12 protein-coding genes are annotated in these 14,940 nt (G+C 52.4%); 8 read left to right on the top strand and 4 right to left on the bottom strand.

The annotated features are described in order from the left end of the window. On the top strand, positions 1 to 1,205 hold a 1,205-nt coding region (locus NP589_RS20090), incomplete at its 5' end, for a right-handed parallel beta-helix repeat-containing protein (RefSeq protein ID WP_371929699.1). A 3-nt stretch (positions 1,206 to 1,208) separates the two neighbouring features. Here NP589_RS20090 and NP589_RS20085 read toward each other — a convergent pair. Together NP589_RS20085 and NP589_RS20080 are read right to left on the bottom strand one after the other, a co-directional pair. After that, positions 1,209 to 1,337, bottom strand: coding sequence for an MFS transporter small subunit (locus NP589_RS20085; protein WP_256608561.1), 129 nt, complete (start codon positions 1,335 to 1,337; stop codon positions 1,209 to 1,211). 18 nt (positions 1,338 to 1,355) lie between these two features. Then, positions 1,356 to 2,750, bottom strand: coding sequence for an L-lactate MFS transporter (locus NP589_RS20080; RefSeq protein WP_256608560.1), 1,395 nt, complete (start codon positions 2,748 to 2,750; stop codon positions 1,356 to 1,358). Between the two features lie 320 nt (positions 2,751 to 3,070). On the opposite strand from NP589_RS20080, the gene NP589_RS20075 reads away from it, so the two are divergent. From NP589_RS20075 to NP589_RS20065, 3 genes are all read left to right on the top strand, one after another. Further along, positions 3,071 to 5,422: a TonB-dependent receptor gene (locus NP589_RS20075; RefSeq protein WP_256608559.1), complete on the top strand. Its 2,352-nt coding sequence runs from the start codon at positions 3,071 to 3,073 to the stop codon at positions 5,420 to 5,422. Beyond that, positions 5,422 to 6,918, top strand: a complete 1,497-nt coding sequence (locus NP589_RS20070; RefSeq protein ID WP_256608558.1) for a PepSY domain-containing protein — start codon at positions 5,422 to 5,424, stop codon at positions 6,916 to 6,918. The genes NP589_RS20075 and NP589_RS20070 overlap by 1 nt, the downstream gene beginning before the upstream one ends. 197 nt (positions 6,919 to 7,115) lie before the next feature. Further along, the gene (locus NP589_RS20065; RefSeq protein WP_256608557.1) at positions 7,116 to 7,649 is read left to right on the top strand and encodes a hypothetical protein; all 534 of its coding nucleotides are present in this window, start codon (positions 7,116 to 7,118) and stop codon (positions 7,647 to 7,649) included. 413 nt (positions 7,650 to 8,062) lie between these two features. On the opposite strand, the gene NP589_RS20060 is transcribed toward NP589_RS20065, so the two are convergent. Continuing rightward, positions 8,063 to 8,992: a hypothetical protein gene (locus NP589_RS20060; protein ID WP_256608556.1), complete on the bottom strand. Its 930-nt coding sequence runs from the start codon at positions 8,990 to 8,992 to the stop codon at positions 8,063 to 8,065. A gap of 496 nt (positions 8,993 to 9,488) precedes the next feature. Here NP589_RS20060 and NP589_RS20055 point away from each other — a divergent pair, with 496 nt between their 5' ends. The 4 genes from NP589_RS20055 (at position 9,489) to NP589_RS20040 (ending at position 14,224) form a co-directional block, all read left to right on the top strand. Continuing rightward, entirely contained in the window at positions 9,489 to 10,370 is an 882-nt protein-coding gene (locus NP589_RS20055) for an NAD(+) kinase (RefSeq protein WP_256608555.1), read from the top strand. Between the two features lie 4 nt (positions 10,371 to 10,374). Continuing rightward, a complete protein-coding gene (gene recN / locus NP589_RS20050) occupies positions 10,375 to 12,045 on the top strand; it encodes a DNA repair protein RecN (RefSeq protein WP_256608554.1) in 1,671 nt (556 codons plus the stop codon). An 84-nt stretch (positions 12,046 to 12,129) separates the two neighbouring features. After that, complete coding sequence (locus NP589_RS20045; RefSeq protein ID WP_256608553.1) at positions 12,130 to 13,239, top strand: acyltransferase family protein; 1,110 nt, start codon at positions 12,130 to 12,132, stop codon at positions 13,237 to 13,239. A gap of 16 nt (positions 13,240 to 13,255) precedes the next feature. Beyond that, positions 13,256 to 14,224: a sialate O-acetylesterase gene (locus NP589_RS20040; RefSeq protein WP_256608552.1), complete on the top strand. Its 969-nt coding sequence runs from the start codon at positions 13,256 to 13,258 to the stop codon at positions 14,222 to 14,224. Positions 14,225 to 14,270: 46 nt separating this feature from the next. Here NP589_RS20040 and NP589_RS20035 read toward each other — a convergent pair. Further along, positions 14,271 to 14,940 (bottom strand): methyl-accepting chemotaxis protein (locus NP589_RS20035; protein ID WP_256608551.1); only part of this gene is annotated, 670 nt, incomplete at its 5' end.

Here is a 14,940-nt window from a genome sequence, read left to right as displayed (position 1 = left end):
AATCAACTTTAGAGGTGTCCACACCAGGAGCCGGGATGCATCGCTTGATTTTTTCGGGGTGTTTGATAGGTGTTTTTAGTGTGCTGCTGGCCCTCCCGGCGCACGGCACCGAATGGCAAGTCGGCCCGCAGCGCGCGCTTAAACTGCCTAGCGCTGCTGCGAGACTGGCCAAAGACGGCGATATAGTCAGCATCGATGCCGGACTATATCAGGGCGATGTCGCCAGCTGGCCGCAGCAGCGGCTGACCATACGCGGCCTGGAAAGCGGCGCTCATTTGGATGCGCTCGGCAAATCAGCGGAAGACAAGGCAATCTGGGTATTGAAAGGCGACGACATCGTCGTTGAGAATATCGAACTCTCAGGCGCCGCCGCGCCGGCTCTGAACGGTGCCGGCATCCGCTTCGAAGGTAGCAATCTGACTCTGAAGAATTGTCACTTCCATCACAACCAGATGGGCATATTGACCGGCTTCAATGCAAACAGCGCGATTCTGATTGAATATTCGGAGTTTAACGACAATACCGTCGATTATCCGCGCTACGGCAAACTGGGCCATAACATCTACATCGGCAATATCCGCCGTTTTACCCTGCAAAATTCCTATGTCCACGATGCCAGCACTGGCCATAACGTCAAATCGCGGGCCAGGGAAAACTATATTCTTTACAATCGCGTCACCGACGAGCGTAACGGCTCCAGTTATCTGGTGGATTTACCCGATGGCGGCGCCGGCTATCTGATCGGCAATCTGTTTCATCAAGGTGCAAACACCGAAAATGCGGCGATGCTGGCGTTTGCCGCTGAACACAATCAAACCCAGCCGAATCAAGAGCTGTATCTAGTAAATAACACCTTCGTCAACGACCACCCTGGCGGCTCGTTTTTGAATAATCACAGTATTGCGACAGCGATGTTAATCAACAACCTATTGATAGGCGAAGCCACCGAACTGCTTGGTCCCTACCAGGAAAACCACGACCTCAAGTCTACGACCAATGTGTTAAGCGATCCGGCAAGTTACGATTACCGCCTAAAGTCAGATGCCCCGGCAATCGATCAAGGCATCTGGCCCGGAATCGCCGCCAACGGGTTTCCGCTTGATCCGCAATTTGTTTACCGCCATCCGTGCGGCAGCGAAAAACGCCGGCAACAAGGAGCGCTTGATGTGGGTGCCTACGAATTTATCGCCAAACAGCCTGATTAAACCTCAGCCGAACAAAGCCAAGGCCTTTTTCAACGTAGACCACACGCCCCAACTGAGCGGAATCAGCACATAAAGCCAAAATACCGCCAACAGCCAAGGACTGGAAGATTTTCTCGATTCGGAGTGCTTCATGAATTGCCCCTGCCTTGCTTAATGATCGGCTTCATCGGCCGGATAAATACCGTCCAGCTCGTCGAAATCGCCGTGTTTCATGTGATGTTTCTCGTGTACCGGCCGGATCGACAGATTGGCAATAAAGCCCACCACCAATAGTCCGGCCATGATGTACATGGTCACGTTGTAGGCATCGGCCTTTGCTACGCCCTGGCTTATTTGATATTCGCGGATGTAATTGACCAACACCGGTCCCAACACCCCGGCAGTGGACCAGGCCGTCAACAAGCGGCCGTGTATGCCGCCAACGAAACGGGTGCCGAAAATATCCGCCAAATAAGCCGGAATCGTCGAAAAGCCACCGCCGTACATGCTCATGATCAAAGCGTACAAGAGTACGAACAGCGCCATATTGCCGGTCATACCCATGGTGGGTATCGTGGAATACAAGCCAGCGCCGACTGCGAAAAAAATAAAGTAGGTGTTTTTACGACCTAGATAATCCGAAGCCGACGACCAGAAAAACCGCCCGCCCATGTTAAACAAGCTCAGCAAACCGACGAAACCGGCCGCCGAAGCAGCCGTTACCGAACCTTTAAACATCTCTTGTATCATCACTGAGGCTTGCCCCAACACACCGATACCGGCCGTCACATTCAGGCACAACACCAGCCACAGTAAATAAAATTGCGGGGTTTTCAGGGCTTGGTCGATATGCACATGCTTGTCTGTGATCATTTTGTTTTGCACCAGCGGCGGCGTCCAGCCTTCCGGTTGCCAATTCGGCGGGGGGATACGGATGGTCAGTGCGCCTATCAGCATCGAACAAAAATATAGCCCGCCCATCACCAGAAAAGTTTGCACGACCCCAACCGATTCGGCCGATTTGAAATGATCCATCAGCAATACAGATAAGGGCGCGCCTATCATCGCGCCGCCGCCGAAACCCATGATGGCCATGCCTGTCGCCATACCGCGCCGATCCGGAAACCATTTGATCAAAGTCGATACCGGCGACACATAGCCCAGACCCAAACCGATGCCGCCAATGACCCCGTAACCCAGATAAATCAACCAGATTTCGTGCAGGTGCACGCCCAGCGCGGAGATCAAAAAGCCGCCGCCAAAGCAGCAGGCCGCGACGAACATGGTCAAGCGTGGCCCGACTTTTTCCAGCCATTTAGCGCCGAATGCCGCCGACAAACCCAAAAACACAATCGCCAAGCTGAAGATCCAGCCCAAGGTAGTCAGCTTCCAATCGTCCGGCGCGGAACTAGCGACGCCTATCACTCGCGTCAACGGATCGTTAAACACGCTAAATGCGTAGGCTTGGCCGATGCACAAATGCACCGACAGAGCCGCCGGCGGCACCAACCAACGGCTATAGCCGGGCTGAGCGACGCTATGTTGTTTGGAAAAAAATCCCGACATGCTTGAATCCACTGTTTAGCTAAATTTTTGATATTGGCGTTTTACCGCAGCGCCGACCTGAGCGACATTTTAGCATTGCCCGCCGACAGGCTTTAAATCCAATATCGGCCAAGCCTCATCCCCACACTCACTCACCGAATTAGCTTCAAGCTTGCGAATTAAGCCATATGCCGCAAACCACCTCACTTAGCAAACATAGTTTAATTAAAAAATTAGCACCCTAGCTACCGCACTCCCTGCCGTTCCAGCACTTCCGATATAGGCACACTACTTGCTGTCTCCAGAAAGCCTTATTACTTTTAAATACCTGACTATAAACAATGAAAAAAACCAAGTTACAGGATTTTCCAGTTACCCATAGCGGCCAACTGGCCGGCGTCGCCGCGTTGCTTTTTACGCTGCACGGCATTGCTCACGCCGCTGAGCCATCGCCAACCGACGGTCTAAAAGCTGGCGAAACAAGCAGCAAAAATAAAACCGCTAAAACGGCCAGCCAAACACAAACCAGCGACTCAGCCACTACGCTGGACACCGTAACCGTCGCTGGCTCGGTGCCGCTAAATCCGCCCAACCAAAAACCGCAATTGGATACCGAAGCCGCCACCGGCAGCCGCTTGGGCCTGACGCCCCGCGAGACACCGGCTTCGATCACCATCATTGATAGAGCTACTTTCGAAAAACGCGGCGCTCAGACTACGCAGGAAGCCTTGGAAAAAGCCCCAGGCATTCTCGTGTCTTCACAACCCGGCTCGGCGGGATCGGTATCTATGCGCGGCTTTACCGGCGCGCAAATCACCCAGCTATTTAACGGCATTACCGTGCAATACGATGTGGTTGCCGCTCGGCCCATCGACAGCTGGATCACGGATAGAGTGGAAGTCCTGGGAGGGCCATCCACATTCCTGTATGGTCAAGGCGCAGTAGGCGGCTCGGTCAACTATGTCAGTAAAATTGCCCATCGCGGTCCGGATGAACACCATGGATTAGTCTCGCTCGGCGAATACTTAAACCGCCGGGCTTCCTACGGTTTTAATGGCCAACTAGGCAACACGGACAACTGGCTGCAAGCCGACATCAGCTATTTGGGGTCCGAGGGTTATATCGACAACACGGAAGCCGATTCCGGCGTAATGTCGTTTTCCTTGTTGAGCGACATCACCTCCAAACTGTCGCATACCATCGCCTTCGAGCACCAAATGGAAGATCGGGACTCTTACTGGGGTACGCCGGTACTCAATCCGGTCGTCAACGGTAGAATCGTCCCTTGGGGCAGCGAGGGCTTAGGGCCTATGGAAGGCCAGATAGACCCTGGCACCCGCTTTAAAAACTATAACGCCACGGGTTCCGTATTCGATCAGCAGGTGTTCTGGTTACGCGATATTGTCGATTATCAGCTATCCGATAACACCCAATTCAAAAACACCTTTTATTATTACAAAGCGGATCGCCAATACCTGAACGTTGAAGGTTACGATTGGAACAGCACCAACTCCCGGATCACCCGCAACCTGTCGTTTGCAGTGAATCACGACCAAGCCTTGGTCGGTAACCGTTTCGAAATCGTGCACAGCACCAATTGGTTTAGCCTACCCTCCAAAATATCCGCCGGCGTCGATATTGCCTACAACAAACAAACTCGCGCCCCCAGTATGGAAAGCTCGTCTGGCACTGTGAGTGTCGTCGATCCATATAATTTCAGCACCGGCACCTACTACGACAACCCTTTAGCCACCGGGCCAATCTCCAACGCCCGCAACGAGCTGTATACCGTGGCCGGCTATGCCGAAAACCGCCTGACCCTGGTGCCCGATCTGAATCTGATCACCGGCGTGCGGGTGGACGATATTCGCTTGGACCAAAAAAACCTGCGTACATCGTTCGTACCGCCAACGGCCACCAACCCGGCGGCGTTCGGCCGCCGCTGGACTGCTGTGACTTGGCGGGCGGCATTGATGTATGACATCACCTCCACGTTCAACGTCTATGCGCAATACAGCACCGCGGCCGATCCGCCATCCGGCATTTTGACCACCGGCACCTTCGCCGCGCTGCAAGATTTCGATCTCACCACCGGCAGGCAGGCGGAAGTAGGCACCAAATTCGATTTTTGGGGCGGCAGAGGCTCGGCGACGCTAGCGGGTTATTACATCGAACGCAAAAATCTATCGATGACCGATCCGGGCGACCGTAATCGGCAGTTACCCATAGGCGCACAATCCTCCGGCGGCGTGGAAGCCAATATCGGCGTGCAATTGACCGATGAATGGAGCGTACAAGGCAACATGGCCTACGTCGATGCTCAATACGACAAATTCCTGCAAACCGTCGGCACCAGCACGGTGTCCAGAAAAGGCAATCGGCCCACCAATGTCGCCAAATGGGTGGCCAACGCCTGGTTGACCTGGGACTTCGATGCCGATTGGCAATGGAATTTCGGTTCACGCTACGTCGGCGACCGCTTCGTCGACACCGCCAATCTGATTAAAGCCCCGGCCTATGCGGTATTCGACACCCAACTGTCCTGGAAATTTAACCCAAAAGCCACGGTCACCGCCCGAGTTAAAAACCTGTCCGACGAACAATACGTCGAATGGGGCAGTGGCGGTAACGCCCCACTGTTCTTTGTCGCGGCGCCGCGTACCTTCATGATGGAATTAAAAGTAGACTTTTAATGCTCCTCTGGCTCAAGCGCTATCTATACCTGAGCCATCGCTGGCTCGGTATAGTGCTATGCCTGTTTATGGCGATGTGGTTCGTATCCGGGGTCGTGATGATGTATATCGGCTACCCCAAACTGACGCCACAGGAAAAGCTGAGCGGTTTGCCTGATATGGCAGCGGAACGCTGCCATATCAGCCTGGCGCAAGCACTGGCCGCTACTGGCCAAGCCAAAAGCCCGGATAGCGTGCGCTTGACCAGCGTGGCTGGCGCGCCGCGTTATATATTTGCTTACGGCAAAAAGCAAATCGCCGTCGATGCCGAAACCGGGAACCGTATCGATCGCGTCACGCCGGCCCAGGCGCTGGCATCAGCCGGCAGTTTTCTGCCGACCGTCAACGGCCATTATCTGGACAGTATCAATGAAGATGCCTGGACGCATTCCAAAGCGTTGGACGAATATCGCCCGCTACACCGCGTGCAAATGGACGACGAACAAGGCACGCTGCTTTATATTTCCAACACTACCGGCGAAGTGGTACGCGATGCCAATCACAACGAACGCATCTGGAACTGGCTGGGCGCCTGGATTCACTGGTTGTACCCGTTTCGCGGCGGCGCACTCGACCACTACGCTGCCGACATCATCATTTACACGGCGCTGGCCGGTTCTATATTGAGCCTGCTTGGCATCGCGGTTGGCCTAATGCGTTGGCGGTTTAAGGGCTATTACAAGCACGGTGCGAAAACCCCATACCGCAACGGCTGGATGCGTTGGCATCATTTGTTGGGTTTAGGATTCGGTGTGATCGCTTTCACCTGGATATTAAGCGGATTATTTTCCATGAATCCTTGGAAAATATTCGACTCCACCGCCGCCAAACCCAACCTCCAGGCCTACATGGGCGGAGAAATTTCGCCGCACTATTTCTCATTATCCGTACCGGAGGCCTTGGCGCGCTTTCAAGAGGCAGGCTTTCACGCGCGGGAAATCGAATGGCGCATACTAAACAGTCAGGGCTATTACATCGGCTTTGACGGCCTGGGCCGCAGCCGTATCCTGACGGCGCAGGCTGATGGCCGGGTATTCGAGAAATTCGCCTGGCCGGAGCTGCAAAACGCGGCGGAACGGCTTATGGGTCAAAGTAAAGTCGCCAGGCAAAGCGTGTTAAGCGAATACGATTTTTACTACTACAGCCGCGCCGCGCACACTATGACCGGACACATCGACAAACGCTTGCCTATCCTGCGCCTGGAATTCGCCGACCCGGCCAGCACCTGGCTGCATCTGGATCCCTACACCGGCAACTTCAGCAAACTCGATGCCGGTAGACGCCTCAGCCGTTGGCTGTTTGCCTTTCTGCACAGTTGGGATTGGCTACCATTGCTGAACAACCGGCCTATCTGGGATATTTTGTTGATAGCGTTTAGCGCCGGCGGCCTGTTGATTAGCGCAAGCGGCATCGTAATTGGCTGGCAGCGCGTGCAGCGAAAACTGTCTACTCATTAAGCCAACTCATAAAAAACATAGATCCCGGGCAGGCGGGAGTCCAGCCCTTGGTGATGAACACTGTAGAACCATCACCGGCTTAATCGTTAACAGTTAGAAAACGTCAGCCAAAACGCTTATTCTGTAGTAGCTAACGTTAACCTAGCCAGCGTATTCCCCCCTCTACCGAAACGCCGAATTCTGCGGATACTAAAACCATGAACGACTCAAGAACCCGCCTGGACAAAATCAATACCCGGATCAGAAACAACCCGGTGCTGTCATTGTTGATCGCTGTCAGCACCCTGGTTATCGGCCTTTCGACATTTACCAATGCTACCCGCAACCTGATGGATCTGTTGAGCGGCGCGGAGCAGCGGCCGGCAATCAACGGACTATGGCAAGCCCAAGTCAGCTATGACTGGCCCAACGCCAATTATCAAGAGCGTTTCAATTTCGCCGGCAGCGATACGCAGCTATACGGCAGCGCGACATTTACCGGCAGCCTAAACGGTATCTTGGAAGGCGAGATCAGGGGAGATAGCTTGCGCTTTATTACCAAAACCCCGGAATCGCTGGGTTCTGGCCCCATACAAGAGGCTATCCATCGTTATCAAGGCAAAATGGTCGGCGATGAAATTACATTCGTTATGCAAACCGAAGGCGGTTATTCGGCGCATGTGCCTATTGAATTCACGGCAAAACGAAGCGACAACCCGGCTCCGGCCAAGTCTGAGCCGACGCAAAACTGAGCTTGGCATTATTGCCACGAACTGTACAGCTTTTCCGCCGTTCAAGGTGCAAAAGTCCTCGTCAAACTCGACTGATCGGTCGTGTCGCTGACGCGACGACTGGTTTTTATGTCGGGTCTCGGCCCGACAGCCGAGTAACTTTTCTTTGTTTGACCAAAGAAAAGTCACCAAAAGAAAAGCCACCCGGATGCCGCTTACTCCCTGCGCTCCGAAGCTTTTAAACTGGGTTGCCTGAAGGGGCTCCCAGCCCCTGCATGCAACGCGCCGCATCCCTGCGGCGCCCCTACGGGCTGATCCGTTCAAAAACTCCGGTGCTCAGCGCGGCATGCGGGGGAAAATCCCACCGAAATTTGAACGAAACCTTATTTTTTTGCAGCTTCCACATGGGCATAAAACGGTGCGCTCTATCGGACTTACTGAATTTTACGCTTCCACCATCGGCTAGGTTTTGGCTCTTGCACTGGCTTAAATGCAGTGAACCATGTTGCATATTGTTCTTCCGCAGGAAGCAGCTCGTCATAACGATCAAGTTTGAAATCCACTTCCGTAATTCGCGGCGACCTATCCTTCGTCAGCCTTTCAAAGTTAGATGATATCTTAAGTCCGTGTTCGCGTAAGTCTTGACAAAGAAGACGACTAAAAAAGATTGCATCGTCTGTATAGGACGCAATTGCAGCCACGATATCACCATATTCCTGATTAATATGCCCATCTCGATAAGGGACACCCAGATACATATGCTCAAAATCAGCGCCTTCGGGAAATTGCTCAGTCCTAAACAACGCGATGAGTTCGTTACGCTTAGTGATAGAGATATTCAAGTTCCCTACCGCTTCTTCGAGGGCTGCTACTAAATTGACCGGGCGCCCTATAGACGATAACGCAGTAAAAACGATGTCCTGTAATACTTTGGTAGGTGGAGAAGTGACGGACATGCCTCGGAGATCAAATTTGAGAGCATACGGCTCCAAGTTTTGATGCTGACCGTTATTTAATTTAGCGTGGTAATTCAGATAACGGTCTTTCTCTTCATCATAATTGATCTTCAGCGCTGCCACACATTGCTTCTTGATAGCAAACATCAAGTTGAAAATCGAGAAAGTCAGTGCGATAGCTGTATTAGTATTTCTGATCTCTTTTATTAGCTCATCCCGACGTTTACTCTTATCCGCAACGTTTTGGGCTGCAACAGCACCCGCGAAAGCACCAGCAAGAGCACCGACCAAAGATGTCGTGAAGGTAGAGTTACAAAACGAATTGATCGCTTCCCAGGAAATTAAAGGGGTCAAAGCATCTCTCATGGCGAAAATTAAGGTATGAGAAAAGTCTATAAGTTCATTCACCGGATTACCATATTTGGTGTTATTTCTATGAAATTGTTACAGCAGTTAAAACAGCAAACAATAGATTACATTCGCTTTTAGCCCATATGAATCAACTTAAATCAATAGAGTTTAGGTCTTGGAAAGTCAAGTTTATCTAATTTATTAGTAATATTCGGGAGGATTTGCTCCCCGTATGCCGCGCCGAGCACCGGAGCTTTTATCGAGAATAGCCCGAAGGGGAAGCGCATGGATGCGCTGCGTCGGCGGAGGGGCTGGGAAGCCCCTTCTGCCGACCCTCGGTAAAAGCTTCGGAGCGCAGGGAACAAGCGGCATCCGGGTGGCGTTTCTTTTGGTGACTTTTCTTTGGCCAAACAAAGAAAAGTTACTCGGCCGTCGGGCCGAGACCCGACATAAAACAAATAGCCGTCGCGCCAGCGACACAAATCACACAACGCTACCGAATAAAAACACAATCCCCTATAATCGAACTTACTTAAAAATAAGCACCCCAACCATGCCAACCCCCTTCCAGCGTATCGGTATCATCGGCAAGTGCGGCGATCCCGGTATAGCCGCGACGCTGAACGAACTTTTCCGTTACTTAAAAACCCGTGGTCACGACCTCGTCGTAGATAGCGAAAGCGCGGAATTGCTCGAAAATGGCGACATAAAGGGCGCCTATATCGAGCGCCTGCCGGAACTGTGCGACTTGATCATTGCGGTCGGCGGCGACGGCACGTTTTTAGCCGCTGCCCGCGCCGCCGCCGATTTCGAAACACCGCTATTGGGAGTAAACCTCGGCAGGCTGGGCTTTTTGGTGGATATTTCGCCGGAGCAGTTGTCCAACCGCCTGGACAGGATTTTGACCGGGGAATTCAAGAGCGAGCAGCGCCAACTGCTCAGCACCCATATCATCCGCGACCACGAAATCATCCATCAGCAAACCGCCGTCAACGAGGTGGTGGTGCACCGCTGGGTGACGCCGAGCATGATCGAGATCGTCACCAGCATCGACGGCGTGTATCTGAATACCCAGCGTTCGGACGGCCTGATCGTCGCCACGCCAACCGGCTCGACCGCGTATTCCTTGTCGGCCGGCGGCCCGATTCTGCATCCGGCGCTAAATGCCCTGGTGTTGGTGCCATTAAACCCGCATACCTTATCCAATCGCCCTATCGTCATCGACGACAACGTCGTCATCGAGATCCGTTTCAGCCAGACCAAACAGATCAATGCGCTGGTGACTTGCGATCATATGGAGATTCCGGATGTGCGGATCAACGACAAAATCGTCATTAAAAAAGCGGCCAAACCGATTAAAATTTTGCATCCCGCAGATCACGATTTTTTCCATACTTTAAGAAGCAAACTTAACTGGAGCGGCTACCCCGCCTAAGGCCATGCTGTTAAACCTGAACATTATCGACCTCGCCGTAGTCGACGCCTTGGACCTGGACCTGGACCCAGGCATGTCGGTGCTGACCGGCGAAACCGGCGCCGGCAAATCGATTCTACTGACCGCCTTGGGCCTGGCCTTGGGCGACCGCGCCGATTCCGGCTATGTGCGGCCCGGCAGCAAACGCGCCGAAGTAAATATCGAGTTCGATTTAGCCAAAGCACCGCTGGTCAAGCAATGGCTGATCGAGAATGAGCTGGACGACGACGGCCAGTGCATGATCCGCCGCACCATCAGCGACGACGGCCGCTCCAAGGCTTACATCAACAACCGCCCGGTCAATCTGCAAACCCTGCAAGGCCTGAGCCGACAACTGGTAGAAATCCACGGTCAACATGCACATCTGACCTTGCTGGACAGCGAAGAACAACGCCGGCTGCTGGACGGTTTCGCCGGCAACCAGGCCTTGCTGGATAACTTGAATAGCTGTTACCAAAGCTGGAAACAAGCGCACAAGCAACTGCAGCAATTATTAAAAGCCGGCAGCGATCAGGCCGAACGCGAGGAATTGCTGCGCTACCAACTAGACGAATTGCAGCAGCTGGATTTGGAAAATTTCGATTACCAAGCCTTGGCCGACGAGCATCACAAGCTGGCTAACTTGGGCAAAATCCTCGGCGTCGGTCAGCAGCAATTGGATATTTTGTACGACAACGATCAGCAATCGGTCACCGACATGCTGGGTCATGTGATTCATGCCATCAACGAACTGGCGCAATATGCTGGCGAGTTGAACGGCGTTTCCGAATTATTGAGCGACGCTGAAATCCAGATCGGCGAAGCCACCCAACAATTGCGCCGCTTCCTGGAAAATCAGGAAGCCGACCCGCAACAATTGACTTGGCTGGAAAATCAGATCGGTGTGATTCAATCGCTAAGCCGCAAGCATAAAATCCAGCCGGAAGAATTGCCGGAACTGGCCGCGCGCTTTGCTACAGAGCTGGATAACCTCAGCCATAGCAGCGAGCGTATCGAAAGCCTCAATGCCGATTGCGAGCGGCTATTAAGCCAATACCGCAAGCTGGCCGGCGAATTGTCCGCAAGCCGCCGTCAAGCCGGCGCGGAATTGCAACAGCGCATTTCCAACGCCATCAAGGAATTAGGCATGCCGCACGGCGAATTCATCGTCAACCTGCGTACACTGGAGAATGCCGAACCGCAGCGCAACGGTGTGGACAGTATCGAATTTTTGGTCAGCACCAACCCCGGCCTGCCGGCCAAGCCGCTGGCAAAAGTCGCATCCGGTGGCGAGCTGTCGCGAATCAGCTTAGCTATCCAAGTCACCACCAGTACCGACAAAACCACACCGACGATGATTTTCGACGAGGTGGACTCCGGCATCGGCGGCGGCATTGCCGAGATCGTCGGCCAAAAGCTGCGGCGCTTGAGTTTGAACCGGCAGGTGTTGTGCGTCACCCACTTACCGCAAGTCGCGTCGCAAGCGCATCAGCATTTGTTTGTCGCCAAGAATCAGAAAGCGGCGGTGACGTCCTCAACGGTTCGCCGCTTGAGCGATGAGGAACGTGTCAACGAAGTAGCCAGAATGCTGGGCGGCATCACCATCACCGAAAACACCTTGGCGCATGCGCGGGAGATGTTGGCTCTATCCTCATGAACCAACCGGTTATAGGCATATGCACCTCAGAGAGTTTCTCAACAAAGATTATTTTTTAATCCCTATATGCAAACGAAAGGTCAGATGGCTGGTGAAAGATTAGGTTTCACGAAAGAGGGTCGCATCCCCGGACTAGACGCCTTGCGTGGACTGGCTGCAATCAGCGTAGCGGTATTCCACTATCACTATTATTACAACGCGGGCCCGGACTTGCTTGTGTTGTTGCCGGTCTATAACGGCTCTCATTTTCTGGTCGAACTGTTTTTCGTGCTATCGGGTTTTTTGTTGACTCAGGTCTACTCTAATAACCACAGCTACAGTGGCCTGGTGATAAGGCGCGTGGCAAGGTTGTTCCCTTTGCAATGGCTCACCCTGTTGTTGGTTGCGATAGAGCAATACTTTTTCGCGGAAGCTTACGGCAAGCCATTCGTATACAAAATCAATGACTCATATCATTTTTTGCTGAACGTGCTTTTGATTCAACAGGTCGGTTTGCAATCCGGCTTTTCGTTCAACGGCCCCTCTTGGTCGATTTCCGTGGAATGGGTAGTCAACCTGCTATTTTTCGGTTTAATGCTTTCGGCAAGACTGCTATTGCCTTGCTCTATCGTAATAGCCGCTGGATCCGTTGTTCTGCTTGCCATTAGTCAACCATCGCTGACAGATTTGCAGTTATCCTTCGGATTTCTGGACACCGGCCTACTTCGCGTGGGTTTTGGTTTTTTTGTAGGCGTTATAGCAGCCAAAATCGTCATGTATTTCCAACCCCAAGTTAACGGGCGGTGGGACTTGGCAGCACTCGTCAATGCGGTTTTTTTAATTTATTTTCTCTCCTCTACGCCTGTCAACTCGTTGATGCCAGCCCAATTCGTGATCGTGGCTTTAGTGATGCCAACACTAGTGATAGCGTGTTCCAGAGGGAGAATCGTCGGCCGAATTTTGTCAATTCGCCCCCTTACCTGGCTGGGCGATATTTCTTACGCGGTTTATTTAACACATTTTCCACTGCTGATTTTAATTTGGGGATTTCGATTCAAGATACCAATTGCTGTAAATTCGGGCGAAGGTTTGGTTTGTTACACCGCTATTGTCATGATGACCGCACACTTGGTATTTAACTATTTTGAGCGCCCGTCTCAGAAACTGTTACTTCGTTATTTTAGTCCGCGGCGGGCAGCGAGCAGTAAAATTTAGTTTAGGTGAGGGCAGAATGGGAATCCTCAACAGGAAAAGCAGTTTGAGATTCGGCGTACTCAGGCTTTACTTCATCCTCTGTTGTTTCCCAAATATCGCCAATGCCGATATTGATTTATTCGTTATGGTCGGTCAGAGCAATATGCAAGGATACGCGGGCAATGCTGAGAAATTTCCTTGTGATTCGTTCGTTAAAGACTTGTCTATAAATTTTTATTACATACAACCGGTTTCCAAACGCCAACTAGCGGAAAAAGCTGAAGCGGAAACTCAACACCCAAGCGAATCAAGTACGTCAATCATTGCATCGTTAGGAAAATCTTGGCGTAATTTCCGGTTGCGTTTGAACAGAGTTTTTGAATGTCCACCACCGCCCTTACCTTCCCAAGAGTGGACGTTTTTAGGCCCACAATGGAAAAGGTTTCCCAAGGGGCATTTTGGCCCGGAAATCAGCTTTGCCAGAGCGATGGCTGATCAAGGGTTCAACCCGGCAATTTTCAAGTATTCCAAAGAATCGACTAGCCTCGCTGAAGACTGGTTAGGGCCAAATCAAAATGGCTTATATGACGATTTTGTCAAACATCTAAGATCCGCCATATCCAAATTAGCTGGGAGCGGTGAGCCAGTGCGGATCCGTGGACTGTTTTGGATACAAGGAGAGAATGACGCAATAACCCTCGAAAACGCCAAACTTTACCTTGACAGGCTGAACTCAATTCTTCGCCACCTCCGCAAGGAAGTCATAGGTGATGCAGTTCCCATAATACTCGGCGCCGACGAAGCGCATCCCAGCATGCAAATGAATCCGCAAGTCCAAGCAGCACAAGAGTTTCTCGCAGACCAAGAAGAATGTGTCGCCAGATCATCCATGCTCGGTCTGCAAAAAGCAGACTCGACACACTTAACCCCCGCTGGACTCGTTCAACACGGACTGAGACTAGCTGAGACACATAGGCAATTGACCGAGAAATGTGCTCACCGATAAATGTCGCGCATCAATCAGCAAGGCACCTTGAATCGATCTTGCAAGACTATCGCTTAAACTGACTAACCAACTCATTCAATTGCGCAGCCAATTTCACCAACTCGTTACTGGCGGCATTAGTCTGCGCGGCATCCTGAGCCGTGCGCTCGGTGAGTTGGCCGATATTGGTGATACTTTGCCCCACGTGCTGTGCAACACGGCTTTGATTGTCGGCGGCTTGCGACATCCGCGAGTTCAATTGGCGAATCTGTGTGACCCGTTCGGCAATCGCGCTTAAACCCTGGTCGGCGCTTTGCACTTGTTCGCGGCGCTGCTCGGCGCTGTTTTTGGCGTTGTTCATCACCGTCACCGCGTCTTTGGCTTCGCGTTGCAATTGATCGATGATGCTTTGAATTTCCTCGGTTGCCTTATGCGAACGCGTCGCTAGGGTGCGGACTTCGTCTGCTACCACCGCAAACCCGCGCCCTTGCTCACCGGCCCTGGCGGCTTCGATGGCGGCGTTCAAAGCTAACAAATTGGTTTGCTCGGCCAGGCCTTTGATCACATCCAACACCGCGCCGACACCGTTACTTTTCTGATCCAGGCGTTTGATGACTTCAGCGGCGCGGTCGATTTCATTCACCAGTTCGTTGATACCATTGATGGCATTTTTAGTCGTCGCCGCGCCTTGCGCAGCCTGCTGATCGGCCTCCACCGAGGCTTGCGCCGCACCGGTC

Source organism: Methylomonas rosea (genome assembly GCF_024505055.1).
GTDB classification, from domain to species: Bacteria; Pseudomonadota; Gammaproteobacteria; order Methylococcales; family Methylomonadaceae; genus Methylomonas; species Methylomonas rosea.
This window is presented reverse-complemented; position numbering and strand designations above follow the sequence as displayed.

Coding starts and splice junctions, on each gene's coding strand:
- NP589_RS20085 (WP_256608561.1), bottom strand. CDS start 1,337: ATGAAGCACTCCGAATCGAGAAAATCTTCCAGTCCTTGGCTGTTGGCG.
- NP589_RS20080 (WP_256608560.1), bottom strand. CDS start 2,750: ATGTCGGGATTTTTTTCCAAACAACATAGCGTCGCTCAGCCCGGCTAT.
- NP589_RS20075 (WP_256608559.1), top strand. CDS start 3,071: ATGAAAAAAACCAAGTTACAGGATTTTCCAGTTACCCATAGCGGCCAA.
- NP589_RS20070 (WP_256608558.1), top strand. CDS start 5,422: ATGCTCCTCTGGCTCAAGCGCTATCTATACCTGAGCCATCGCTGGCTC.
- NP589_RS20065 (WP_256608557.1), top strand. CDS start 7,116: ATGAACGACTCAAGAACCCGCCTGGACAAAATCAATACCCGGATCAGA.
- NP589_RS20055 (WP_256608555.1), top strand. CDS start 9,489: ATGCCAACCCCCTTCCAGCGTATCGGTATCATCGGCAAGTGCGGCGAT.
- recN (WP_256608554.1), top strand. CDS start 10,375: ATGCTGTTAAACCTGAACATTATCGACCTCGCCGTAGTCGACGCCTTG.
- NP589_RS20045 (WP_256608553.1), top strand. CDS start 12,130: ATGGCTGGTGAAAGATTAGGTTTCACGAAAGAGGGTCGCATCCCCGGA.
- NP589_RS20040 (WP_256608552.1), top strand. CDS start 13,256: ATGGGAATCCTCAACAGGAAAAGCAGTTTGAGATTCGGCGTACTCAGG.